Consider the following 24,734-nt stretch of genomic DNA (forward strand, 5'->3'; position numbering starts at 1 on the left):
TGATTCTGGTTAACAAAAGCGGTGCACTATGCAAGTTTTTATCATGCGTCACGGCGACGCAGCCCTCGATGCCGCCAGTGATTCGGTTCGTCCCTTAACCTCCTGTGGTTGTGACGAATCTCGCCTGATGGCGAACTGGCTGAAAGGTCAAAAAGTGGATATCGAACGTGTTCTGGTGAGCCCGTTCCTACGAGCCGAACAAACGCTGGATGTGGTGGGGGAGTGTATGAACCTGCCAACCGGTGTGGATGTTTTGCCGGAGCTGACTCCCTGCGGCGATGTCGGTCTGGTCAGCGCCTATTTACAGGCTCTGGCCAATGAAGGTATCGCCACGGTGCTGGTCATTTCTCACTTACCTTTAGTGGGGTATCTGGTGTCTGAACTTTGCCCAGGCGAAACACCGCCGATGTTTACCACATCAGCGATAGCCAGCGTAACGCTTGATGAGAGCGGGAAGGGTACTTTTAACTGGCAGATGAGCCCGTGTAACCTGAAAATGGCAAAAGCGATTTAAAAAGCCTGGAATCGGATAAGGCACAGCCATCATCCGGAAAATCAAAGAGCCGCAAATGCGGCTCTTTCTGTTTTTCTGCATCAGGGAAGTTCGGGTGGTTGCCACTCTTCCACTTCAATCAGCAGCAGCAGCGCGGCGTCGCCACCGTACTCTTTTGGCGCTTGATGAAAGGCCATCACGTGCGGATGCTGCGCCAACCAGAGCGGTGTTTGCTGCTTAAGAATATGTTTTCCGTGGCCATGCATCACGCAGGCGCAAAACACATGCTCACGACGACAGGCGGCAATCAGCGCGCCTAACTCCTGTTTGGCCTGCTGCTGGGTCAGCCCGTGCAGATCGAGAAACAGCTCCGGGGAGTAATCGCCACGGCGCATTTTCTTCAGTTCGAAATGGCTGACGTCGGCACGCAGATATCTTACCGGGCCGTCCGTATTCAGCAGCGGCTGAAACTCGTCCGAGAAATAGTGACTGGCATCAGCTTGTTCCTGCAGCAGCCTTTTAACCGGAACCTCGGTAATTTTTTTACGTAGAGGTCGGTGAACAATGGTGTCCTGTTTAATTTTACGCGTGCCGGTCATCAGCTGGCGAAACAGCGTCTGATCCTCCTCGCTGAGCGATGTTTTCTTTTTCATTCGAGAGTCTCATCTTTTATTTTTCGTTAGTTTAACCCGACTCGGCGGGCATCCGATCGCTTAAAACGCAATTTTCGCGCTCAGGCCCTGTGTGAATGCTGATTTATCGCCGTCTTCGTGGCAAACTAGCCGCCGAAATTAATACGAGCATGCCCTGGAGGAATACGTGGATAAAATTTTCGTCGATGAAGCAGTGAGTGAACTGCATACCATTCAGGACATGTTGCGTTGGGCGGTCAGCCGTTTTAGCGCGGCGAACATCTGGTATGGCCATGGCACGGATAACCCATGGGACGAGGCCGTACAACTGGTGCTGCCGTCACTTTATCTGCCGCTGGATATTCCAGAAGATATGCGTACCGCGCGTCTGACTTCCAGCGAGCGCCATCGCATTGTTGAACGCGTGATTCGCCGCGTCAACGAGCGCATTCCGGTCGCTTATTTGACCAACAAAGCCTGGTTCTGCGGACATGAGTTTTATGTTGATGAACGCGTGCTGGTGCCACGTTCACCGATTGGCGAGCTTATTAATAACCGCTTTGCGGGCCTTATCAATGAGCAGCCGCAGCATATCCTGGATATGTGTACCGGCAGCGGCTGTATTGCCATTGCCTGCGCCTATGCTTTCCCGGAGGCCGAAGTGGATGCGGTGGATATTTCCACAGACGCGCTGGCGGTGACCGAACACAATATTGAAGAGCACGGCCTGATCCATCATGTTACGCCGATCCGTTCCGATCTGTTCCGCGATCTGCTGAAAGTCCAGTATGACCTGATTGTGACCAATCCGCCGTATGTCGATGCGGAAGATATGTCCGATCTGCCAAACGAATATCGTCATGAACCTGAGCTGGGTCTGGCGTCCGGCAGCGATGGACTAAAACTTACCCGTCGCATTCTGGGTAACGCTCCGGACTACCTGTCAGATAACGGTATTCTGATTTGTGAAGTCGGAAACAGCATGGTACATCTGATAGAGCAATACTCGGATGTACCGTTCACCTGGCTGGAGTTCGACAACGGCGGTGAAGGTGTATTCATGCTGACCAAAGAGCAGTTAGTTGCTGCTCGCGAGCACTTCAGCATTTATAAAGACTAAATACACGCGCACATACACAACACTCATAACGGAGCCGTGATGGCAGGAAACACAATTGGGCAACTCTTTCGCGTAACCACTTTCGGTGAATCACACGGGCTGGCGCTCGGTTGTATTGTCGATGGTGTTCCGCCGGGCATTTCTCTGACAGAAGCTGACCTGCAGCACGATCTCGACAGACGCCGTCCGGGCACATCGCGCTACACTACGCAGCGTCGTGAGCCGGATCAGGTGAAAATCCTCTCCGGTGTGTTCGAGGGCGTTACCACCGGCACCAGCATTGGCCTGTTGATCGAAAATACCGATCAGCGTTCACAGGATTACGGCGCGATTAAGGACGTTTTTCGTCCAGGACACGCCGACTATACCTATGAGCAGAAATATGGCCTGCGTGACTACCGTGGCGGCGGACGCTCATCCGCACGTGAAACGGCGATGCGCGTTGCGGCCGGAGCGATTGCCAAAAAATATCTGGCGGAAAAGTTCGGCGTTGAAATTCGCGGCTGTCTGACGCAGATGGGTGATATTCCGCTGGAGATCAAAGACTGGTCCCAGGTGGAACTTAACCCGTTCTTTTGTCCAGATCCGGATAAACTCGAGGCGCTGGACGAACTGATGCGTGGGCTGAAGAAAGAGGGCGACTCCATCGGAGCGAAGGTGACCGTGGTTGCAAGCGGCGTACCAGCGGGTCTCGGCGAACCTGTATTTGACCGCCTGGATGCTGATGTCGCTCACGCGCTGATGAGCATTAACGCCGTTAAAGGCGTTGAGATTGGCGACGGTTTTGACGTTGTTGCACTGCGCGGCAGCCAGAACCGTGATGAAATCACCAAAGAAGGTTTCCAGAGTAATCATGCGGGCGGCATTCTTGGTGGGATCAGCAGTGGGCAACAAATCATTGCTCATATGGCGCTGAAACCGACCTCGAGCATTACCGTTCCAGGGCGCACTATTAATCGCTTTGGTGAAGAAGTCGAAATGATCACCAAAGGTCGTCACGATCCGTGTGTTGGGATCCGCGCCGTGCCAATCGCCGAAGCGATGCTGGCGATCGTGTTGATGGATCACCTGCTGCGTCAGCGGGCGCAAAATGCGGACGTGAAGACCGATATTCCACGCTGGTAAGAGATGAAAAAAACGGCACTTGCGGCGCTGGCTCTGTTTGCCAGCACCGCCTGTCTGGCGGCGACGCCCTGGCAGAAAATTACCCATCCGGTTGCAGGCAGCGCGCAGTCTATCGGCGCATTCTCCAATGGCTGTATTGTTGGCGCAGATACGCTGCCTGTACAGTCAGAACACTATCAGGTGATGCGCACCGATCAGCGCCGTTACTTTGGCCATCCGGATCTGGTGATGTTTATCCAGCGTCTGAGTAATCAGGCCAACAATCTGGGGCTGGGTACGGTGTTAATCGGCGATATGGGCATGCCGGCCGGTGGGCGATTCAATGGCGGTCACGCCAGCCACCAGACGGGACTGGATGTAGATATTTTCCTGCAACTGCCGAAAACCCGCTGGACCCAGTCGCAACTGCTGCGGCCGCAGGCGTTAGATCTGGTCTCACAGGATGGCAAACGTGTCGTGCCGTCACTCTGGAAGCCGGAGATTTTCAGCCTGATCAGGCTGGCGGCAAAAGATAATGAAGTCACGCGTATTTTCGTGAATCCGGCGATTAAGCAGCAACTTTGTCTGGATGCAGGGACCGATAGGGACTGGTTGCGTAAAGTGCGGCCATGGTTCCAGCATCGTGCGCATATGCACGTACGGTTGCGTTGTCCTGCCGACAGTCTTGAGTGCGAAGATCAACCGTTACCACCACCGGGTGACGGCTGCGGCGCGGAGCTGCAAAGCTGGTTCGAACCTCCGAAACCTGGAACCACCAAGCCTGAGAAGAAGACACCGCCGCCGTTGCCGCCTTCCTGCCAGGCGCTACTGGACGAGCATGTACTCTAATGGATCATTTCGCCTCTCTGTTTATGGTGTCGCCACTGCTGTTAGGTGTGCTTTTTTTCGTGGCGATGCTGGCAGGTTTTATTGATTCTCTGGCCGGAGGCGGTGGTTTACTCACTATCCCGGCATTGATGGCGGCCGGAATGCCACCCGCGCAAGCGCTGGCCACCAATAAGCTACAGGCCTGTGGAGGATCTATCTCTTCCTCCCTCTATTTTATTCGCCGGGGCGTGGTTAATCTGGCGGATCAGAAGCTCAATATCTTCATGACTTTTATCGGCTCAATGAGCGGCGCGCTGTTGGTTCAGCACGTGCAGTCAGATATTCTGCGCCAGATCCTGCCGGTTCTGGTTATCTGTATTGGCCTTTACTTTCTGTTGATGCCGAAAGTGGGGGAGGAGGACCGACAGCGTCGGTTGCATGGGTTGCCTTTCGCGCTGGTGGCCGGGGGCTGCGTCGGCTTTTATGATGGCTTTTTTGGTCCGGCTGCGGGGTCGTTCTACGCGCTGGCCTTTGTCATGCTGTGCGGCTACAACCTGGCGAAATCGACGGCCCACGCCAAAGTATTAAATGCCACATCGAATATCGGTGGGCTGTTGCTGTTTGCCCTCGGCGGCAAAGTGATTTGGGCGACCGGATTTGTGATGCTCATTGGCCAGTTTATTGGCGCACGGATGCGCTCACGGCTGGTGCTCAGTAAAGGACAAAAACTCATTCGGCCAATGATCGTCATTGTCTCCGCCGTGATGAGCGCCAAGCTACTTTATGATAATCATGGACAGGAGATTCTCCACTGGCTGGGGATGAACTAATGAATAATACCCATCACTACGAACAGTTAATTGAGATTTTTAACGGCTGCTTTGCCGATGAATTTAATACCCGTCTGATTAAAGGCGATGACGAACCGATCTATCTTCCTGCGGATGCGGAATTACCGTATCACCGTATCGTTTTTGCGCATGGCTATTACGCCAGCGCGTTACACGAAATTTCACACTGGTGCATCGCCGGTAAGGCGCGGCGTGAACTGGTCGACTTCGGTTACTGGTACTGTCCGGACGGACGCGACGCGAAGACGCAATGCCAGTTTGAAGATGTGGAAGTGAAGCCGCAGGCGTTTGACTGGCTGTTTTGCATGGCGGCGGGCTACCCGTTTAACGTCAGTTGCGACAACCTTGAAGGGGACTTTGAACCGGATCGCGTGGTATTCCAGCGCCGTGTCCATGCTCAGGTGATGGAGTACCTGGAAAAGGGGATCCCTGAACGTCCGGCGCGCTTCATTAACGCGTTACAGAATTATTATCACACGCCTGAACTTAAGGCGGAACAATTCCCGTGGCCCGAAGCGCTCAACTGAAGTCGCTGCCACGTTTACAATGAGGAAAGAAGATGATCGCGGAGTTTGAATCACGCATTCTGGCATTAATCGACGATATGGTAGAGCACGCCAGCGATGATGAGTTGTTTGCCAGTGGCTATTTGCGTGGACACCTGACGCTGGCCGTGGCCGAACTGGACGCTGGCGAGGACCATTCCGCTGAGGCATTGTACGCCAATGTGACCAGCAGCCTGGAAAAAGCCATCAGCGCAGGCGAACTATCGCCGCGTGACCAGGCGTTAGTGAAAGAAATGTGGGACACTCTGTTCCAGAAGGCTACTGCACAATAATTGCGGTAAATTGTGCCGGATGGCGACGCTCTGGTGTCTTATCCGGCCTACCTTGTTGGGGTGTTTGTAGGCCTGATAAGCGTAGCGTCATCAGGCCATCCTTTTATTTCACCGCTTTACCCTTCAATAACTTCCTGACCCACAGACGATTTGGATTTAGCGCCGCCAGCGTGCTGGCATCCATGGGAATCGGTTCATTGCTCATTTGCGAAGCCAGAATTTCTGCACACAGCGGGGCAGTACACAGCCCGCGCGATCCCAGCGCGCCCAGCATAAATAAATCGGAATAAACCGGCGCGCTTACGGCGTGCTCTTTGTCTGCAGCAAGTGTGGTGTACTGGCTGAGCGTGGCGTCATAGTCCGCGACGTTGCCGACCATTGGCATGTGATCGCGCGTGGCGCAGCGCACCCCGCAGCGGGCGGCATTGTCACTAACGTCTACCTCTTTTGCCCACATAGCGTTCGGGAAGCAGTCGATTAAGCGTTGACGGTTTTGTTGCTGATCGTCCTCGCGATACGCTGTCTCTTCACTCCCACGATGATAGCTGGCGCCAATGCAGTGCTGCTGATTTTGCGGGTTGTGCGGCGTGAGGTAGCCGTCATAGCACAGCACCTGACGTAGCGCTGAAAGTGCAGGTGTGGTGGGAATATGACTCACCTGACCGCCCACGGAGTACACCGGTAGCGGCTGCGTTTGCTCAAAGCCGCTAATGCGATGACCGTTAGCCAGAACGACTGCTGCGTGAGAGGTGGTTTCTCCACTGGAAAACTGCAATTGCCAGTTTGCTGTCTGGCGAGTCAGTGAGGCCAGCGTATGTTGGTAGCGGGTGCGTAATCCCAGGGTTGTTGCATAGTCCAGTACCGCGGCGGTTAACTGCGCCGGGTATAGCCATCCTCCGGCCGGATACTGAATCCCGCCGCATCCGGTTTCCACACCTGTTGTTTGTAAAACCTGCTGTGCGTCAACCCCGACTGCGAGCGCTGCGGGCAGTTCAAGGGACAGCATCTGGGTGATTTTTTGCTGGCTTTTCTCATCCCACGCGAGTTGCGTCACGCCGCACCAGTCATGCGCGAACTCAACGGGGAGGGCGTCATACAGTCGACGGGCGAAGGTAAACGCAGTGGGGAAAAAGAGATTAATGGCCGCGTCATGTTTGCTAAGTAGGGGGTAGAGCGCCCCCTGGCGATTACCGGAGGCGCCCCCGGCAGGTTTATCGTCGGCGCAATACAGCGTGACCTGCCAGCCGCGGCGCAATAACGCCAGTGACAGCAATGCGCTGGCAATTCCTCCACCAATAATGGCGGCTTCGCGCTTATCTGTTCCCGTACGCGCAAACCATGGCGCCGAGGACGTGAGCGCCTGAGTCTGTTCCATCACGCCACAGAGCATTTCGCGTTTGCGCCCAAAGCCTTTACATTTTTGCATTGTAAACCCGGCTTCCTGCAACCCCCGACGTACAAAGCCTGCCGAGGTAAAGGTTGCCAGCGTCCCGCCGGGACGAGCCAGTCGGGCCATCGCGTTAAACAGCGTTGGCGTCCACATATCCGGGTTTTTTGCCGGTGCGAAACCGTCCAGGAACCAGGCGTCCACCTTTTGATTCAGAGAGTCATCCAGAGTACTGGTCAGTTCGTTAATATCGCCAAACCACAGATCCAGCGTGACGCGCCCATCATCAAGCAGCAGGCGATGACATCCCGCCAGCGGCAGCGGCCATTGTTCTTGCAGTGCCGTGGCCCACGGGGCAAGTTCTGGCCAGTGCTGGTGGGCTAAGGTGAGATCTTCACGCGTCAGCGGATATTTTTCAAAGCTGATGAAATGTAATCTTTCCAGGGTAGCTTCAGGGTGGGTATCGCGAAAATCGGCAAATGCCTGCCAGAGCGTGAGGAAGTTAAGTCCAGTGCCAAACCCGCTTTCTGCCACCACGAAGAGGGGACGTGAATGCGCAGGGAATCGTTGTGCGAGATGGTTACCGCCGAGAAAGACGTAACGTGTCTCTTCCAGCCCGTTATCATTAGAAAAATAGACATCGTCAAAATCTCGGGAAACAGGTGTACCCTCAGCGTTGAATTCAAGGTTGGCAGGTTGTATAGCGTATTGTTTCACGTAAGTTACTCGTCTGACAGGCTGTGCCCCGATCTTAGCGATGAGTGCCTGGCTGCGCAAATTTCCACATAAAATGGCTGATCGGACTTGTTCGGCGTACAAGTGTACGCTATTGTGCCTCTCGAAACTTTAAAATAGTGCGACTTACAGAGGTATTGAATGAAACGTGCAGTGATTACTGGCTTGGGCATCGTTTCCAGCATCGGTAATAACCAGCAGGAAGTCCTGGCATCTCTGCGTGAAGGACGTTCAGGGATCACTTTCTCTCAGGAGCTGAAGGACTCCGGCATGCGTAGCCACGTTTGGGGCAACGTAAAACTGGATACCACTGGCCTCATTGACCGCAAAGTAGTGCGCTTCATGAGCGACGCATCCATCTATGCATTCCTATCAATGGAGCAGGCAGTGGCTGATGCCGGCCTGGCTGCAGAAGATTACCAGAACAACCCGCGCGTTGGCCTGATTGCAGGTTCCGGCGGCGGCTCCCCACGTTTTCAGGTGTTTGGCGCTGACGCAATGCGTAGCCCACGTGGTCTGAAAGCGGTTGGCCCGTATGTGGTCACCAAAGCGATGGCGTCCGGCGTTTCTGCCTGCCTCGCAACGCCGTTCAAAATCCACGGCGTAAACTACTCCATCAGCTCTGCCTGTGCGACATCTGCGCACTGCATCGGTAACGCGGTAGAACAAATTCAGTTGGGCAAACAGGATATCGTTTTTGCTGGCGGCGGCGAAGAGCTGTGCTGGGAAATGGCGTGTGAATTCGATGCAATGGGCGCGCTGTCTACCAAATACAACGACGATCCGTCAAAAGCTTCCCGTACCTATGACGCAAACCGCGACGGTTTCGTTATTGCTGGCGGCGGCGGTATGGTCGTGGTTGAAGAACTGGAGCACGCTCTGGCACGTGGCGCGCACATCTATGCGGAAATCGTCGGTTACGGCGCAACGTCCGATGGCGCAGACATGGTTGCTCCGTCTGGCGAAGGCGCAGTACGTTGCATGCAGATGGCGATGCACGGTGTAGACACGCCGATCGACTACCTGAACTCTCACGGTACCTCAACTCCGGTAGGCGACGTGAAAGAACTGGGCGCAATCCGCGAAGTGTTTGGCAACAACAGCCCGGCAATCTCCGCAACCAAAGCGATGACAGGTCACTCACTGGGCGCGGCTGGCGTGCAGGAAGCTATCTACTCTCTGCTGATGCTGGAACATGGCTTTATCGCGCCAAGCATCAACATTGAAGAGCTGGATGAGCAGGCGGCAGGTCTGAATATCGTGACCAAACCGACCGAGCAGGCGCTGACCACCGTGATGTCCAACAGCTTCGGCTTTGGCGGCACCAACGCTACGCTGGTTATGCGTAAGCTGAAGGCGTAAGTCTCCGCTTGAATACGAAAAAAGGGAGCCGACAGGCTCCCTTTTTACCGTGTTTACTTCGGCATTTTTTCGTATTCCGGCGCGATCTCAGCGGACCATGCTCTGGCTCGCGTAATCTCTCCGGCATTGTAAATGGGCTGCTCGTAATGACGACCCGCGTCCCGGACACGATAAATTTTCCACCGTCCTTCCTCCCAACGGGTATAAACCTCCAGTTGAATAGGGGCTGACTCAGTGCCTAACTGCAGGTTCAGTTTTTCACCGCCGAGGAATGGCTGCGCCTGTCCAACCCGCAACAGCGGGATCCATGCCGGTGCGTAATCCTGCACATACATAAAGTAGTCCGCTTGCACGATCTCCTGCTCATAAAGCATATCAATTAGCGCCAGACGCCCGATAACCTCTTTGGCGACATAGCGTTGCAGTAATGCTGATGTTTCGCGGGGCGCATCCGGATCCTGAGTGTAGTTTTTCATCCACGAAAGATAGAACTGTTTCACATCCTGCGTGCTGTCACGGTGAGAAGGGGTACAGCCACAAATCAGCAGGATGAGAACAATCAGTGGAAAGGCTTTCATTACTTCTTCCTGTAAATGGTGTATGACGGCTTTGCGATCCGATAACCTGGACCGGCCCACATGTCTCGCTGTTTGAAGTCGGAATACCAGTCATGACCGTCATATATCGCCATGTGACCGCTCGGGTTTCCATTAGCATAAGGTTGAATGATGATGACATCCCCTTCGCGCGGCTCTTCAAGCGCGCCAATGGCGCTGAAACCGGCGTTTTTCAGCATCGGACCATAATCTTTGGCATGGTAAGTGCGCCCAAGAGTAACGCCGCCTGCCTGAACAGCTTTGCGGGTATATTCCGCACAGCGCCCTTGTGAATGTGAACTCGCGTGCGATTTGGCGTAATTGACCGCCACCTTTTTATCCCAACTCATAACGACTCCTGTTAATAACATACGTAATAGCAATTACGTGATGCTTTAACAGTATTTACGCAATTGGAAATGGCAAATAGTGCTATTAATATTCTCAATATATTAAGCTGGGATATTTATTAATTTATATGCTCGATAAATTACGAGTGATCTATTTAATATTCAGTATTACTTGTTTTATCCTCTGGCTGCTGGTGTGGATAGCGTGACGGCCAAATCACGTCTGGCGAGGTTTCGAGCGCCTGCGCAATGATCTGTTCCGCTCTGGGCCAGCTTCGGGTAAATACATTGCGCAGTGAATCGGGTGATAATCCAGCCGCGCGAGAAAGATCTCTGAGCGTGATTCCTTTTTTTTCCAGTGCACTTTTAATATCTGCACGATGCCAGTCTTGGCTTTTGTGTTCCATTCTGTAATCCTAAGGAAATGTGTTATCGGCGCCGATATTTTTCAGGGTATAAACCAGAGAAACAAAAGAATGTAACTTTCTTTTTTGTCACTGGAATATTGCCAGAATAAAACTGAAATTTCGCGCAAAAGAAAAAATATTTTTTATTCCACAGGCAGAAAGGAAAGAAACTAATGGCAAAAGAGTGGTTCACGGTAAAGGAATGTCTTGAATTGCCGGGGTTTCCAGGAAGCGCGCCTGCGGTTCGTTCCCGTTTAAACATGTACAGTGAAGGCAAAGAGGGCGTGAAGCGCAAACGTGTTAAATCAAAGGCTGAGGAGTTCCATATCTCCATTTTCCCTTTGTATGTCCGTCCTTACCTGAAAGAAACTGAAAAGGTGATGGCCTTAGAGAGCCGTTGCGTACAGGAAGCGGAACCGAAAGAGATCTGGGATATGATGTTCAGACTGCTGACGCCGGGGCAGCGCAAGCAGGTGACCGGACTGTTTGGCACAAAAGGAATTGATGCTGTATTTCCTTTTTTATTCGACGAAAAGTCGTCTTTACCGTGAACCAACCTGGTGAGATTTCAGGGTTGACAAATTTAGTGGCTCACAGGCAGACTTCGCACTCAACATTATCTATCTGATAATGCGTAAGCGTTTAACGTTATCCAACGCACCTTAATCCTGAAAGTCAGGTAGAGGGGGCGTGGACATTCCTCGCCTTACTCTGCATTTTGGAGTAACGCATGACAGCTGTAACCCAACAAGAAAAAACACCTTCGGCGAACTTTTCGCTGTTTCGTATCGCTTTTGCAGTTTTCCTGACCTATATGACGGTCGGCCTACCTTTGCCCGTTATTCCTCTGTTTGTGCATCAGGAGCTGGGCTATGGCAACACCATGGTTGGTATCGCCGTAGGCGTACAGTTTCTGGCAACGGTATTAACGCGCGGCTACGCCGGGCGCTTAGCCGATCAATATGGCGCCAAACGTTCGGCGCTACAGGGGATGTTTGCCTGTGGGTTGGCGGGTGCGGCGTGGCTGTTAGCCGCGCTATTGCCTGTTTCTGTCCCTGTAAAATTTGCATTGTTAATCGTCGGGCGTTTGATCCTCGGTTTTGGCGAAAGCCAACTGCTCACCGGAACGCTGACCTGGGGGCTTGGGCTGGTCGGTCCAACACGCTCGGGTAAGGTGATGTCGTGGAACGGGATGGCGATTTACGGTGCGCTGGCCGCCGGTGCACCGCTGGGCTTGCTGATCCATAGCCACTTTGGCTTTGCGGCGCTGGCGGGAACGACAATGGTATTACCGCTGCTGGCATGGGCATTCAACGGCACCGTTCGCAAAGTGCCCGCTCATGCAGGAGAGCGCCCTTCGTTATGGAGCGTGGTAGGGCTTATCTGGAAACCGGGCCTGGGCCTGGCGCTGCAGGGCGTTGGCTTTGCGGTGATCGGTACGTTTATTTCACTCTATTTTGTCAGCAACGGCTGGACGATGGCGGGGTTCACCCTGACCGCGTTTGGCGGGGCGTTTGTGCTGATGCGCATTCTGTTTGGCTGGATGCCGGATCGGTTCGGAGGCGTGAAGGTAGCCGTTATCTCCTTACTGGTTGAAACCGCGGGGCTGATTCTGCTGTGGCAGGCCCCATCAGCATGGATTGCGCTGCTCGGGGCGGCATTAACCGGGGCAGGATGTTCGCTTATCTTCCCGGCATTGGGCGTAGAGGTTGTGAAGCGAGTGCCCGCGCAGGTTCGCGGTACGTCGCTGGGCGGTTACGCCGCGTTTCAGGATATCTCCTACGGCATAAGCGGCCCGGTCGCCGGGGTACTGGCCACCGCGTACGGTTATCCCTCGGTATTCCTTGCCGGAGCGATATCCGCCGTGGTGGGGATTGTCGTGACGCTGCTTACGCTGCGCAAAGGTTAAGCGACCAGCCAGAAAATGGCTAATGCGATCATTAACGCGACAAACAGCAGTCCCGGTCGTGCCGACAGAGATTTTACCGTTTCAATCATCGGCGCGAACGGGCTGTAAATAGGCTGAAGATGGCGCGGATCGTTTAGCTCGCGTTCCCGTTCTACGCGGCGCAGGAAGATTTGATTCAGCAAGTCCTGCACCTGCACCGTGGTCAGAATCGTTTGTGGTTGGATCTGATACGTCTGCTGCGCGTACTCTTTTATTGCCGTCAGCTCATTCGGCTCTAATGGCAGCTTCAGGGCCGCCTGGAGCGTTTGTAGCGTCGGGGCGCTTTGCAGGCTGAGCGTCTGGCGCGCCTGCAGCCAGGTGACCAGATGAGTAAACTGTTTGGCGGGGATCAGCTCACCGCTTTTTACGCCAGACAGCTCTAACATTGACTGCCAGATCATCTTACCTGACTCTCCCGTGGCCGCCGCCAGTTTGGTAACCAACTGGTTCAGCGTATTGTGCTCTGCGGGTAACAACGGACGATCGGTGGCCGGGCGCTGTTGCGGTTGCGGTATAGAAAGCTGCCCTTGTTGCAGCAGCGTGAGCACGTTCTTCAACTGCTCAGGCGTGAGCTGGCTGAGCGCCGTTTGCCCATACTGCTGACGGATAAAATCACTTACCGCCTGGCGGTTATTTCCCTGACTCAGTAATTCAGTGAGCTGTGAGAGAACCTGACGATTAGCATGATTTTGCTGAGCAACACCCAGCCGCTGATTCAGGTTTTGCTCCGCGGCAGGAAAGTGACGTGATTGCAGCGGCGTATCACTTTTGACGCCCAGATCGTGCTTCATTCCGGCCCACACCTCGGCGCTTTGCTGTTGGGTGAGTGAAATCAGACGGGTAATCAGTCGTTCCAGCACGGTACGTTGTTGTGTGGATAACGGTTGTTCACCCGCAGCAGAAGGGGCATTTTGGCCTTCGCCGGGAGGGCGTGCGGGTGTACCTGAAATGGGCTGCATCATCTCTGTTCCTTAAATCTGTGCTGACCAGGTCTCGCAGTATGCCTGGCGGCGAGATTATGGCACACTTGCCCGGTTAACTCTCGTTCTCAAACAGGTGCGAAAGACGTGAAAATCCTCGTTGATGAAAATATGCCCTATGCCCGCGAACTGTTCAGTCGTTTGGGGGAGGTCAAAGCGGTTCCCGGTCGCCCGATTCCCGTTGCCGAACTGGATGATGCGGATGCCTTAATGGTGCGCTCGGTGACGAAAGTAAATGAATCACTGCTTAGCGGAAAACCGGTTCAATTTGTCGGCACGGCAACCGCAGGCACGGACCATGTGGATGAAGCCTGGCTTGCGCAGTCGAAGATCGGCTTTTCCGCAGCGCCCGGCTGTAACGCGATTGCGGTCGTAGAATATGTTTTTTCAGCGTTGCTGATGCTGGCGGAGCGCGACGGGTTTGCGTTACGCGATCGTACTGTAGGCATCGTAGGCGTGGGCAATGTGGGCGGACGTTTGCAGGCACGTCTGGAAGCACTGGGGATCCGCACGCTGCTGTGCGATCCGCCACGAGCCGATCGCGGTGACGAGGGAGATTTCCGCTCGCTGGACGAACTGGTAGAGCAAGCCGATGTGTTGACTTTCCATACGCCGTTGTTTAAAGACGGACCGTACAAAACGCTGCACCTGGCAGATGATGCGCTGATTAGCCGGCTGAAGCCGGGCACCATTGTGATCAACGCCTGCCGCGGGCCGGTCATCGACAATACGGCATTGCTGAACCGATTGAATGCCGGGCAGTCGCTGAGCGTCGTGCTGGATGTCTGGGAAGGGGAGCCGGATCTCAATGTGGCATTGCTGGAGAAAGCCGATATCGGCACGGCGCACATTGCCGGGTATACCCTGGAAGGAAAAGCGCGCGGCACCACGCAGGTCTTTGAGGCTTTTAGCAAGTTTATTGGTCGCGAACAACACGTTGCGCTCAATACCCTGTTACCTGCGCCGGAATTTGGTCGTATCACTCTGCATGGCCCGTTAGATCAGCCAACGCTGAAAAGGCTGGTGCATTTAGTGTATGATGTGCGCCGCGATGATGCGCCGCTGCGTAAAGTCGCTGGAATTCCGGGTGAGTTTGATAAGCTGCGTAAAAATTATCTTGAGCGCCGTGAATGGTCGTCTTTATACGTGATGTGTGACGACGCAACGGCTGCTGCCTTGCTGTGTAAGCTGGGTTTTAACGCTGTTTATCACCCGGCACATTAATGTCTTCTTAATGCTCCCTGTCGAATAATGCGACAGGGACGCTTATGTATTTCTGGAGTAAATCACCATGTCTGAAGGCTGGAATATTGCCATTCTGGGCGCAACGGGCGCCGTAGGCGAAGCCCTGCTCGATACGCTGGCTGAACGCCAGTTCCCGGTCGGTGAAATTTATGCGCTGGCGCGTAATGAAAGCGCGGGTGAGCATCTGCGTTTTAACGGTAAATCGGTCCTTGTTCAGGACGTTGTAGACTTTGACTGGACGCAGGCGCAACTGGCATTTTTTGTTGCGGGCGCTGAAGCCACCGCCGCATGGGTGGAAGAAGCGACCAATGCCGGTTGCCTGGTTATCGACAGCAGTGGCCTGTTCGCGCTTGAGCCGGACGTTCCGCTGGTGGTTCCGGACGTTAACCCGTTCGTACTGGCGGATTACCGCAACCGTAATGTGATTGCGGTCCCTTCCAGCCTGACCAGCCAACTGCTGTCTGCGCTGAAGCCGCTAATTGATGACGGCGGGCTGTCACGTATTACGGTGACCAATATTATTTCCGCTTCCGCTCACGGTAAAAAAGCCGTAGATGCGCTTGCCGGACAGAGCGCGAAACTACTGAACGGCATCCCGATTGACGATGACGATTTCTTTGGCCGTCAGCTGGCGTTCAACATGCTGCCGCTGCTGCCGGATCGCGAAGGTAGCGTGCGCGAAGAGCGTCGTATCGTCGATGAAGTGCGCAAAATTATGCAGGACGACGGGCTACTTATCTCCGCCAGCATCGTGCAGTCACCGGTATTTTATGGCCACGCGCAGATGGTGAATTTTGAAGCTCTGCGCCCGTTGGCGGCGGAAGAAGCACGCGATGCGTTTTCACGCGGTGAGGACGTAGTGTTGTCAGAAGAGACCTATATCCCGACGCAGGTTGGCGATGCGTCAGGTACTCCGCACCTTTCAGTTGGCTGTGTGCATAACGATTACGGGATGCCGGAACAGGTTCAGTTCTGGTCTGTGGCAGACAACGTACGCTTTGGTGGCGCGTTGATGGCGGTAAAAATTGCGGAAAAACTGGTGCAGGAGTACCTGTACTAATGTCTGACCTGCAACAGCCGTCAACCCATAAAATTGCGCTGGGCATTGAGTATGACGGCAGCAAATATTATGGCTGGCAGCGCCAGAACGAAGTGCGTAGCGTTCAGGAAAAACTGGAAAAAGCGCTCTCTCAGGTGGCGAATGAACGCATCACTGTCTTTTGTGCGGGACGCACGGATGCGGGCGTTCATGGCACAGGGCAGGTCGTGCACTTTGAAACGACTGCCCAGCGTAAAGATGCAGCCTGGACACTGGGGGTAAATGCGAATTTACCTGGTGACATCGCTGTGCGCTGGGTGAAAGCTGTACCCGATGATTTCCATGCCCGATTTAGCGCCACGGCTCGCCGTTATCGCTACATCATCTACAATCATCGGTTGCGCCCTGCGGTTTTAGGTAAAGGGGTAACCCATTACTATGAACCGCTGGACGCTGAGCGTATGCATCGTGCGGCCCAGTGTTTGATTGGCGAAAATGATTTTACTTCGTTTCGGGCGGTGCAGTGTCAGTCGCGCACACCGTGGCGTAACGTGATGCACATTAACGTTGAACGTTTTGGTGCATATGTGGTGGTGGATATTAAAGCGAATGCCTTTGTACATCATATGGTCAGGAATATTGTCGGCAGCCTGATGGAAGTAGGCGCCAACAACCAGCCGGAGAGCTGGATAGCAGAACTGCTAGCGGCGAAGGACAGAACGCTGGCAGCGGCAACGGCGAAAGCGGAAGGGCTGTATCTGGTTGCAGTAGATTACCCGGAACGGTTCGACCTGCCAAAACCGCCTATGGGCCCGCTATTTCTGGCGGACTAATTTGAGTCGTATAAAGGCAAAACTATGGACCTGATTTACTTTCTTATCGATTTTATCCTGCACATTGATGTGCATCTGGCGGAGCTGGTTGCGGAATACGGTATCTGGGTATACGCAATTCTGTTTCTGATCCTGTTCTGCGAAACCGGGCTGGTGGTGACGCCGTTCCTGCCGGGAGACTCGCTGCTGTTTGTCGCTGGCGCGCTTTCTGCGCTGCCAACTAACGATCTCAATGTTCATCTGATGGTGATGTTGATGATTGTGGCGGCGATTATCGGCGATGCGGTGAACTACACGATTGGCCGTTTGTTCGGTGAAAAACTCTTCAGTAACCCGAACTCTAAAATTTTCCGTCGCAGTTACCTGGATAAAACCCATGCGTTCTACGAGCGTCATGGCGGCAAAACGATTATCCTCGCGCGTTTCGTACCTATTGTGCGTACATTTGCACCGTTTGTTGCCGGTATGGGGCACATGTCCTACCGTCATTTTGCGATGTATAACGTCGCAGGCGCGCTGCTGTGGGTATTGCTGTTCACCTATGCAGGCTATCTGTTCGGCGATCTGCCGATCGTTCAGGAAAACCTGAAATTACTGATTGTGGCGATCATCGTCCTTTCCGTATTGCCGGGCATAATTGAAGTGATTCGCCATAAACGCGCTGCGTCACGGGCTGCAAAATAGAAAGTAACTCAGCGGTTCGACCACTTTTTTATCCAAAGTTTCGGGCTGTTATGTTTTAATGTGCAACATTCATGGTCTGTTAGGGGCAAAAATGGCATTATGCGCCCCTTATAACAAAGCTGACTAGGGTTCAGGCAGAAAGGTCACCAATGAGCTGGATTGAACGAATTAAAAGCAACATTACTCCCACCCGCAAGGCAAGCATTCCTGAAGGGGTGTGGACCAAGTGTGATAGCTGCGGTCAGGTTTTATACCGTGCTGAGCTGGAACGTAATCTTGAGGTCTGTCCGAAGTGTGACCATCATATGCGCATGTCGGCGCGCAATCGCCTGCATAGCCTGTTAGATGAAGGTTCTCTTGTGGAACTGGGTAGCGAACTTGAGCCGAAAGATGTGCTGAAGTTTCGTGACTCCAAAAAGTACAAAGACAGACTGGCTTCTGCGCAGAAAGAAACTGGCGAGAAAGATGCGCTGGTGGTAATGAAAGGCACACTGCACGGTATGCCGGTCGTTGCTGCTGCATTCGAGTTCGCGTTTATGGGCGGCTCCATGGGCTCTGTGGTCGGCGCGCGTTTTGTCCGTGCCGTTGAGCAGGCGCTGGAAGATAACTGTCCGCTGATCTGCTTCTCCGCTTCTGGCGGGGCGCGTATGCAGGAAGCGCTGATGTCTCTGATGCAGATGGCGAAAACCTCTGCTGCGCTGGCGAAAATGCAGGAACGCGGTTTACCGTATATTTCTGTACTGACCGACCCAACAATGGGCGGTGTTTCTGCTAGCTTCGCGATGCTGGGCGATCTCAACATTGCAGAACCGAAAGCACTGATCGGCTTTGCTGGTCCGCGTGTTATCGAGCAAACCGTACGTGAGAAACTGCCGCCGGGATTCCAGCGTAGCGAGTTCCTGATTGAAAAAGGCGCTATCGATATGATCGTCCGCCGTCCTGAAATGCGCCTGAAACTGGCAAGCATTCTGGCGAAGCTGATGAATCTTCCTACGCCGAATCCGGATGAGCCGCGTGAAGGCGAGGTGGTACCTCCGGTTCCCGATCAGGAATCAGAGGCCTGATAGTTTACTCTATGGGTTTCGGGTTGCAGGCAGGCGATAAGAGAGTAGATCCCGATGAGCTTACACAGGTAAGTGATTCGGGTGAGCGAGCACAGCCAACGCATCTGCAACGTGAAAAACAACGTGTAAAAAAGGGCAGGCCGGTTGGTGCTGCCCTTTTGCTTTTCTCAACGTAAAGAATCTACAGCCATCATGGACAATAAACGTATTCCTCAAGCCGCGTCGCCCCTGGCATCGTGGCTTTCTTATCTGGAAAACCTGCACAGTAAAACCATCGATCTCGGCCTGGAACGCGTAAGTCAGGTGGCGCGCAAACTGGGTGTGTTGAAACCCGCGCCATTTGTTTTTACGGTGGCGGGAACCAACGGGAAAGGCACAACCTGCCGTACGCTGGAATCTGTGCTGACCGCAGCAGGTTATAAAGTTGGCGTTTACAGTTCGCCGCATCTGGTGCGCTACACGGAACGCGTACGCGTGCAGGGACGTGAACTGCCGGAATCAGCGCATACAGCCTCGTTTGCTGAGATTGAAGATGCGCGTGGCGACATTTCCCTGACCTACTTTGAATACGGTACGTTATCGGCGCTCTGGTTGTTTAAACAGGCCCAACTGGATGTCGTCATCCTGGAAGTTGGGTTAGGCGGTCGCCTTGACGCGACCAATATCGTGGATGCCGATGTTGCGGTGGTCACCAGCATTGCGCTTGACCATACTGACTGGCTGGGCCCGGATCGCGAAAGCATTGGTCGTGAGAAGGCGGGAATTTTCCGTGCAGAGAAACCGGCTATCGTCGGCGAGCCGGAAATGCCTTACACCATCGCCGATGTTGCACAAGAGAGCGGGGCGATTTTGCAACGCTGCGGCGTGGACTGGCGCTATGCGGTCACGGAGAACGACTGGTCCTTTACGGACGATCACGGCACGTTGGCGCACCTGCCGTTGCCGCAGGTCCCACAACCTAACGCCGCGACCGCACTGGCAGCACTGCGCGCAAGCGGGCTTAACGTCAGCGAGCAGGCCATTCGTGATGGTATTGAACAGGCGATTTTACCGGGGCGCTTCCAGATTGTGAGCGAGTCGCCGCGGGTGATTTTTGATGTTGCCCATAACCCGCATGCGGCGGAGTATCTGACCGGCCGTCTGAAAAAATTAGTGAAAAGCGGGCGTGTACTTGCGGTTATCGGTATGCTACATGATAAAGATATTGCCGGTACGTTAGCCTGGTTAAAAAGCGTGGTTGACGCCTGGTACTGTGCGCCCCTGGAAGGGCCGCGTGGTGCTACTGCAGAACAACTGCTGGAGCATCTGGGTAAAGGCTACGCCTATGACAGCGTGGCGCAGGCATGGTCTGCGGCGCTAGCTGAGGCGAAGCCAGAAGATACCGTGTTGGTGTGTGGATCGTTTCACACTGTCGCACATGTCATGGAAGTGATAGACGTGGGGAGAAGCGGTGGCGAGTAAGTTTCAGAATCGATTAGTCGGCACAATTGTGCTGGTCGCGCTGGGGGTGATTGTGCTCCCCGGGCTGCTTGACGGGCAGAAAAAGCATTATCAGGATGAGTTTGCGGCGATCCCGCTGGTGCCGAAACCCGGCGATCGCGATGAACCAGACATGATGCCTGCAGCCACGCAGGCGCTGCCGACGCAGCCGCCGGAAGGGGCGGCTGAAGAGGTGCGCGCGGGTGATGCTGCCGCGCCATCGTTGGATCCGTCACGTTTGACGACGGCAAACAGCGCGGAGTTAGATCCTGTCCCCGCGCCTGTAGAACAGCCGAAACCCAAACCGAAGCCGCAGCCGGTTGCCGTCGCTCCGACGCCAGCACCGGCTCCAGCGCCGAAACCGGCCGCGGTGGAACCGCCAGCGCCAACCGGCAAAGCGTACGTTGTACAGCTCGGTGCGCTGAAAAATGCGGATAAGGTCAATGAGATCGTGGGTAAACTTCGTGGCGCGGGCTTCCGGGTATATACTTCCCCGTCAACGCCGGTGCAGGGTAAAATAACCCGTATTCTCGTAGGACCTGACGCCTCCAAAGATAAGCTGAAGAACTCGCTGGGCGAGCTGCAGAAGATCTCCGGTCTGAGTGGCGTAGTGATGGGGTACACCCCTAATTAAGGGATTGCGCTGTTCACGGCGCTGCTCTTAATTCAGGCCGGATAGGGCGTTTATACCGCTATCCGGCAGTGCCCGAAGAGGCATAAAACGGTATGGCGTTGAAGATTTTTTCAGCGCCATTTTTATTTACGCGTGGAAAGGAAATCCCTACGCAAACGTTTTCTTTTTCTGTTAGAATGCGCCCCGAACAGGACGACAGGGCGTTAAATCGTGGGACACTTATGGTCTGGATTGATTACGCCATTATCGCGGTGATTGGTTTTTCCTGTCTGGTTAGCCTGATCCGTGGCTTTGTTCGTGAAGCATTATCGTTGGTGACTTGGGGTTGTGCTTTCTTTGTCGCCAGCCATTACTACACTTACCTGTCTGTCTGGTTTACGGGCTTTGAAGACGAACTCGTTCGAAATGGGATTGCTATCGCGATACTGTTTATCGCGACACTTATCGTCGGCGCTATCGTTAACTTTGTGATAGGCCAACTGGTAGAGAAAACAGGCCTGTCGGGTACTGACAGGGTGTTGGGGATCTGCTTTGGTGCTCTGCGAGGAGCGCTGATCGTCGCCGCCATACTGTTCTTTCTCGATACCTTTACCGGTCTGTCGAAAAGTGAAGACTGGAGCAAGTCGCAGCTGATCCCGCAGTTCAGTTTCATCATCAGATGGTTCTTTGACTATCTGCAAAGCTCGTCAAGTTTCTTGCCCAAAGTATAAACTTTGGGTTGTTGCTGAACGAGGAAAAGACGTATGTGCGGTATTGTCGGTATCGCCGGTGTTATGCCGGTAAACCAGTCGATTTATGACGCGTTAACGGTGCTCCAGCATCGTGGTCAGGATGCCGCAGGCATCATCACCATTGATGCCAACAACTGCTTCCGCTTGCGTAAAGCAAACGGAATGGTGAGCGATATTTTTGAAGCGCGCCATATGCAGCGTTTACAGGGCAATATGGGCATCGGTCATGTGCGTTACCCAACGGCTGGCAGCTCCAGCGCCTCCGAAGCTCAACCTTTTTACGTCAACTCACCGTATGGCATCACGCTTGCCCATAATGGCAACCTGACCAATGCGCATGAGCTGCGTAAAAAGCTGTTTGAAGAAAAGCGCCGCCACATCAATACCACTTCAGATTCTGAAATTCTGCTGAATATTTTCGCCAGCGAGCTGGATAACTTCCGCCATTATCCGCTGGAAGCCGATAATATTTTTGCTGCTATTGCGGCAACCAACCGCCAGATCCGCGGCGCCTATGCCTGCGTGGCGATGATTATTGGCCACGGTATGGTTGCCTTCCGCGATCCTAACGGTATCCGTCCGCTGGTACTGGGTAAACGCGATATCGGGGATGGTCGTACCGAGTATATGGTGGCCTCCGAGAGCGTGGCGCTGGATACGCTGGGCTTTGAATTCCTGCGCGATGTGGCACCTGGCGAAGCGGTGTATATCACCGAAAAAGGTCAGCTGTTTACTCGCCAGTGTGCCGATAACCCGGTCAGCAATCCGTGCCTGTTTGAATACGTTTACTTCGCACGTCCTGACTCCTTTATCGACAAGATTTCCGTCTACAGCGCCCGTGTAAATATGGGTACCAAGCTTGGCGAAAAAATTGCTCGTGAGTGGGAAGATCTGGACATTGACGTGGTGATCCCGATTCCGGAAACCTCCTGCGATATCGCGCTGGAAATTGCCCGTATTCTCGGTAAGCCGTACCGTCAGGGTTTTGTGAAAAACCGCTACGTGGGTCGTACCTTTATCATGCCCGGCCAGCAGCTGCGCCGTAAATCCGTGCGCCGTAAGCTGAACGCCAACCGTGCGGAATTCCGTGATAAAAACGTGCTGCTGGTGGATGACTCCATCGTGCGCGGTACCACCTCGGAACAGATTATCGAGATGGCGCGTGAAGCCGGAGCGAAGAAAGTGTATCTGGCCTCTGCGGCCCCGGAAATTCGCTTCCCGAACGTTTATGGTATCGATATGCCTACGGCGACGGAGCTGATTGCTCATGGTCGCGAAGTGGACGAGATTCGCCAGATAATCGGTGCAGACGGTCTTATCTTCCAGGATCTGAACGATCTGATTGAAGCGGTCCGCGCTGAGAACCCGGATATTCAGCAGTTTGAATGTTCAGTGTTTAACGGCGTGTACGTCACCAAGGACGTCGACCAGCAATATCTCGATTTCCTTGACTCCCTGCGTAATGACGATGCCAAAGCAATTTTGCGTCAGAACGAAGCGGAAAACCTCGAGATGCATAACGAAGGGTAATGTTCTGTTGCAGGTCAGGACACATAGAGTGGACTGACTTGCAACTGCGCATAAAAACCTGCAAAGTCAGCCCTGAAGCAAGTAAGGGCGAAAAAATGAAACGACTCATTGTAGGGATTAGCGGTGCCAGTGGCGCGATTTATGGCGTGCGCCTGCTGCAGGTTTTGCGTGACGTTACTGATGTGGAAACCCATCTGGTGATGAGTGCTGCTGCCCGACAGACGCTGGCGCTGGAAACTGACCTCTCTGTACGCGACGTGCAGGCACTGGCGAATGTAAATCACGATACGCGCGATATCGCCGCCAATATCTCTTCCGGCTCTTTTCAGACCGCCGGAATGGTAATATTACCTTGTTCAATCAAAACGCTTTCAGGCATCGTCCACAGTTACACCGATGGGCTGCTTACCCGTGCGGCAGACGTGGTGTTGAAAGAACGCCGCCCGCTGGTGCTGTGCGTGCGTGAAACGCCGCTGCATCTGGGGCATCTGCGACTGATGACGCAGGCGGCAGAAATTGGCGCGGTGATTATGCCGCCAGTCCCGGCATTCTATCATCGCCCGCAAACGCTAGATGATGTGATTAATCAAACGGTTAACCGCGTACTCGACCAGTTTGATATCTCCCTTCCACAGGATCTGTTCACCCGCTGGCAAGGGGCGTAAAACCGTTCCATCAGCGTGCAAAGAAACATCCGTTGCCCTGTTTCAGGGCAATTTTGTAACCGCGATCATATCCTCAACATTTAATTCGTTAAAACTCAACGAAACGCTGCGGTTCAACCGTCAGACCTGCTATCTTCAAAATCAGGACATTATTGCAACGTTTTATTAACATATTTAACGTCGAATATCCTCATCGACGCGACAATGGCATAAGACCTGCATGAAAAAGTCTGCAAACACACAACACAACGTAAAACATAATAAAATTACGCCACTTGAGGGTTATGTATGAAGAAGACGGTTCTTGCTTTGTCTTTGCTGTTAGGACTCTCCGCCACCGCGGCCAGCTACGCAGCACTTCCGCAGACGGTTCGTATTGGTACAGATACAACGTACGCACCTTTTTCCTCTAAAGATGCCAAAGGCGACTTTGTCGGCTTTGATATCGATCTGGGAAATGAGATGTGTAAGCGCATGCAGATCAAATGTACCTGGGTAGCCAGCGACTTTGACGCGCTGATCCCGTCGCTGAAAGCGAAAAAAATTGATGCCATCATCTCCTCGCTTTCAATTACTGAGAAGCGTCAGCAAGAGATTGCGTTCTCAGACAAACTTTACGCAGCAGACTCACGTCTGATCGCCGCGAAAGGTTCCCCAATTCAACCAACTCTGGATTCCCTCAAAGGTAAACATGTTGGTGTACTGCAAGGCTCGACTCAGGAGGCCTATGCTAATGACAACTGGCGCAGCAAAGGCGTAGATGTGGTGGCCTATGCGAACCAGGACCTCATCTATTCTGACCTGACAGCGGGGCGTCTGGACGCGGCGTTGCAGGATGAAGTCGCGGCCAGCGAAGGTTTCCTGAAGCAGCCTGCCGGTAAGGACTACGCTTTTGCTGGTCCGTCGGTGAAAGATAAAAAATACTTTGGTGACGGCACCGGGATTGGCTTGCGCAAAGATGATGCAGAGCTGAAAGCTGCTTTCGATAAAGCGCTGGGCGAACTGCGCAAAGACGGCACCTACGACAAAATGGCGAGCAAGTATTTTAACTTCAATGTCTACGGCGATTAATACGCCGCAGCGGGGAATGGACTGCACCATTGCGGGTAACCATTACGGTGCATAATAAATTCAGTGCACTGTTTTGGTGCTTTTGTCGCTGTCTTAATAAGCATGAGTGCATACTTAAGCGCTTTTCA

General features: G+C 53.7%; 27 protein-coding genes. 21 read left to right on the top strand and 6 right to left on the bottom strand.

The genetic code is table 11. The annotated features are described in order from the left end of the window. The first annotated feature begins 28 nt into the window (after nt 1-28). The gene (gene sixA, locus HV334_RS07850; RefSeq protein ID WP_181221382.1) at nt 29-514 is read left to right on the top strand and encodes a phosphohistidine phosphatase SixA; all 486 of its coding nucleotides are present in this window, start codon (nt 29-31) and stop codon (nt 512-514) included. An 80-nt stretch (nt 515-594) separates the two neighbouring features. Here the strand turns inward: sixA and smrB are convergent, their stop codons facing one another. Then, on the bottom strand, nt 595-1,146 hold the full coding sequence (gene smrB / locus HV334_RS07855) for an endonuclease SmrB (protein WP_016157059.1): 552 nt from the start codon (nt 1,144-1,146) through the stop codon (nt 595-597). A 166-nt stretch (nt 1,147-1,312) separates the two neighbouring features. On the opposite strand from smrB, the gene prmB reads away from it, so the two are divergent. The 6 genes from prmB to HV334_RS07885 are packed head-to-tail and all read left to right on the top strand — an operon-like array spanning nt 1,313 to nt 5,866. Continuing rightward, nucleotides 1,313-2,245 (top strand): 50S ribosomal protein L3 N(5)-glutamine methyltransferase, encoded by a 933-nt coding sequence (gene prmB, locus HV334_RS07860; RefSeq protein ID WP_181221383.1) that lies wholly within the window; start codon nt 1,313-1,315, stop codon nt 2,243-2,245. Nucleotides 2,246-2,284: 39 nt separating this feature from the next. Then, on the top strand, nt 2,285-3,370 hold the full coding sequence (gene aroC, locus HV334_RS07865) for a chorismate synthase (RefSeq protein ID WP_153690176.1): 1,086 nt from the start codon (nt 2,285-2,287) through the stop codon (nt 3,368-3,370). Nucleotides 3,371-3,373: 3 nt separating this feature from the next. Beyond that, nucleotides 3,374-4,198: a penicillin-insensitive murein endopeptidase gene (gene mepA / locus HV334_RS07870; RefSeq protein WP_016153875.1), complete on the top strand. Its 825-nt coding sequence runs from the start codon at nt 3,374-3,376 to the stop codon at nt 4,196-4,198. Then, nucleotides 4,198-5,007 (top strand): sulfite exporter TauE/SafE family protein, encoded by an 810-nt coding sequence (locus HV334_RS07875; protein WP_181221384.1) that lies wholly within the window; start codon nt 4,198-4,200, stop codon nt 5,005-5,007. Before mepA ends, HV334_RS07875 begins: the two co-directional genes overlap by 1 nt. Then, nucleotides 5,007-5,555 carry an elongation factor P hydroxylase gene (locus HV334_RS07880; RefSeq protein WP_016153873.1) on the top strand — a complete coding sequence of 183 codons (549 nt, stop codon included), beginning with the start codon at nt 5,007-5,009 and terminating at the stop codon, nt 5,553-5,555. Before HV334_RS07875 ends, HV334_RS07880 begins: the two co-directional genes overlap by 1 nt. A gap of 32 nt (nt 5,556-5,587) precedes the next feature. Beyond that, nucleotides 5,588-5,866 carry a YfcL family protein gene (locus tag HV334_RS07885; RefSeq protein WP_016157057.1) on the top strand — a complete coding sequence of 93 codons (279 nt, stop codon included), beginning with the start codon at nt 5,588-5,590 and terminating at the stop codon, nt 5,864-5,866. Between the two features lie 103 nt (nt 5,867-5,969). Here the strand turns inward: HV334_RS07885 and mnmC are convergent, their stop codons facing one another. Beyond that, on the bottom strand, nt 5,970-7,970 hold the full coding sequence (gene mnmC / locus HV334_RS07890) for a bifunctional tRNA (5-methylaminomethyl-2-thiouridine)(34)-methyltransferase MnmD/FAD-dependent 5-carboxymethylaminomethyl-2-thiouridine(34) oxidoreductase MnmC (protein ID WP_181221385.1): 2,001 nt from the start codon (nt 7,968-7,970) through the stop codon (nt 5,970-5,972). Between the two features lie 159 nt (nt 7,971-8,129). On the opposite strand from mnmC, the gene fabB reads away from it, so the two are divergent. Beyond that, entirely contained in the window at nt 8,130-9,350 is a 1,221-nt protein-coding gene (gene fabB, locus HV334_RS07895; protein WP_016157055.1) for a beta-ketoacyl-ACP synthase I, read from the top strand. 53 nt (nt 9,351-9,403) lie between these two features. Here the strand turns inward: fabB and HV334_RS07900 are convergent, their stop codons facing one another. The 3 genes from HV334_RS07900 to HV334_RS07910 form a co-directional block, all read right to left on the bottom strand. Beyond that, nucleotides 9,404-9,928, bottom strand: a complete 525-nt coding sequence (locus HV334_RS07900) for a YbjP/YqhG family protein (RefSeq protein WP_181221386.1) — start codon at nt 9,926-9,928, stop codon at nt 9,404-9,406. Then, on the bottom strand, nt 9,928-10,296 hold the full coding sequence (locus tag HV334_RS07905; RefSeq protein WP_049281495.1) for an NlpC/P60 family protein: 369 nt from the start codon (nt 10,294-10,296) through the stop codon (nt 9,928-9,930). Before HV334_RS07905 ends, HV334_RS07900 begins: the two co-directional genes overlap by 1 nt. Before the next feature lie 155 nt (nt 10,297-10,451). Further along, nucleotides 10,452-10,703 (bottom strand): helix-turn-helix domain-containing protein, encoded by a 252-nt coding sequence (locus HV334_RS07910; protein ID WP_049281494.1) that lies wholly within the window; start codon nt 10,701-10,703, stop codon nt 10,452-10,454. 173 nt (nt 10,704-10,876) lie between these two features. Here HV334_RS07910 and HV334_RS07915 point away from each other — a divergent pair, with 173 nt between their 5' ends. Both HV334_RS07915 and HV334_RS07920 read left to right on the top strand, forming a co-directional pair. Next, the gene (locus HV334_RS07915; RefSeq protein WP_181221387.1) at nt 10,877-11,254 is read left to right on the top strand and encodes a hypothetical protein; all 378 of its coding nucleotides are present in this window, start codon (nt 10,877-10,879) and stop codon (nt 11,252-11,254) included. Nucleotides 11,255-11,433: 179 nt separating this feature from the next. Next, entirely contained in the window at nt 11,434-12,612 is a 1,179-nt protein-coding gene (locus tag HV334_RS07920; RefSeq protein WP_181221388.1) for an MFS transporter, read from the top strand. Here HV334_RS07920 and flk read toward each other — a convergent pair. Beyond that, nucleotides 12,609-13,610: a flagella biosynthesis regulator Flk gene (gene flk, locus HV334_RS07925; protein ID WP_016153864.1), complete on the bottom strand. Its 1,002-nt coding sequence runs from the start codon at nt 13,608-13,610 to the stop codon at nt 12,609-12,611. The two genes, HV334_RS07920 and flk, sit on opposite strands and share 4 nt — an antisense overlap. Nucleotides 13,611-13,718: 108 nt before the next feature. Here flk and pdxB point away from each other — a divergent pair, with 108 nt between their 5' ends. The 11 genes from pdxB (at nt 13,719) to argT (ending at nt 24,606) form a co-directional block, all read left to right on the top strand. Continuing rightward, nucleotides 13,719-14,855, top strand: coding sequence for a 4-phosphoerythronate dehydrogenase PdxB (gene pdxB, locus HV334_RS07930; RefSeq protein WP_016153863.1), 1,137 nt, complete (start codon nt 13,719-13,721; stop codon nt 14,853-14,855). 67 nt (nt 14,856-14,922) lie between these two features. Beyond that, on the top strand, nt 14,923-15,936 hold the full coding sequence (locus HV334_RS07935) for an aspartate-semialdehyde dehydrogenase (protein ID WP_016157051.1): 1,014 nt from the start codon (nt 14,923-14,925) through the stop codon (nt 15,934-15,936). Then, entirely contained in the window at nt 15,936-16,748 is an 813-nt protein-coding gene (truA, locus tag HV334_RS07940) for a tRNA pseudouridine(38-40) synthase TruA (RefSeq protein WP_016157050.1), read from the top strand. Before HV334_RS07935 ends, truA begins: the two co-directional genes overlap by 1 nt. Nucleotides 16,749-16,772: 24 nt before the next feature. Next, on the top strand, nt 16,773-17,432 hold the full coding sequence (locus HV334_RS07945; RefSeq protein ID WP_016153860.1) for a DedA family protein: 660 nt from the start codon (nt 16,773-16,775) through the stop codon (nt 17,430-17,432). 149 nt (nt 17,433-17,581) lie between these two features. Continuing rightward, a complete protein-coding gene (gene accD, locus HV334_RS07950) occupies nt 17,582-18,496 on the top strand; it encodes an acetyl-CoA carboxylase, carboxyltransferase subunit beta (protein ID WP_016153859.1) in 915 nt (304 codons plus the stop codon). A gap of 192 nt (nt 18,497-18,688) precedes the next feature. Next, on the top strand, nt 18,689-19,957 hold the full coding sequence (gene folC / locus HV334_RS07955; RefSeq protein ID WP_047500877.1) for a bifunctional tetrahydrofolate synthase/dihydrofolate synthase: 1,269 nt from the start codon (nt 18,689-18,691) through the stop codon (nt 19,955-19,957). Continuing rightward, nucleotides 19,947-20,609: a cell division protein DedD gene (gene dedD / locus HV334_RS07960; RefSeq protein WP_016153857.1), complete on the top strand. Its 663-nt coding sequence runs from the start codon at nt 19,947-19,949 to the stop codon at nt 20,607-20,609. Before folC ends, dedD begins: the two co-directional genes overlap by 11 nt. Nucleotides 20,610-20,830: 221 nt before the next feature. Beyond that, nucleotides 20,831-21,319 (top strand): colicin V production protein, encoded by a 489-nt coding sequence (gene cvpA / locus HV334_RS07965; protein ID WP_005129678.1) that lies wholly within the window; start codon nt 20,831-20,833, stop codon nt 21,317-21,319. A gap of 33 nt (nt 21,320-21,352) precedes the next feature. Beyond that, entirely contained in the window at nt 21,353-22,870 is a 1,518-nt protein-coding gene (purF, locus tag HV334_RS07970; RefSeq protein ID WP_005129677.1) for an amidophosphoribosyltransferase, read from the top strand. A gap of 95 nt (nt 22,871-22,965) precedes the next feature. Beyond that, nucleotides 22,966-23,535 (top strand): UbiX family flavin prenyltransferase, encoded by a 570-nt coding sequence (locus HV334_RS07975; protein WP_181221389.1) that lies wholly within the window; start codon nt 22,966-22,968, stop codon nt 23,533-23,535. 288 nt (nt 23,536-23,823) lie between these two features. Continuing rightward, a complete protein-coding gene (gene argT / locus HV334_RS07980) occupies nt 23,824-24,606 on the top strand; it encodes a lysine/arginine/ornithine ABC transporter substrate-binding protein ArgT (RefSeq protein ID WP_181221390.1) in 783 nt (260 codons plus the stop codon). Nucleotides 24,607-24,734 lie beyond the last annotated feature (128 nt).

It is taken from the genome of Citrobacter sp. RHBSTW-00944 (assembly GCF_013615435.1).
Taxonomy (GTDB): Bacteria; Pseudomonadota; Gammaproteobacteria; order Enterobacterales; family Enterobacteriaceae; genus Citrobacter; species Citrobacter braakii.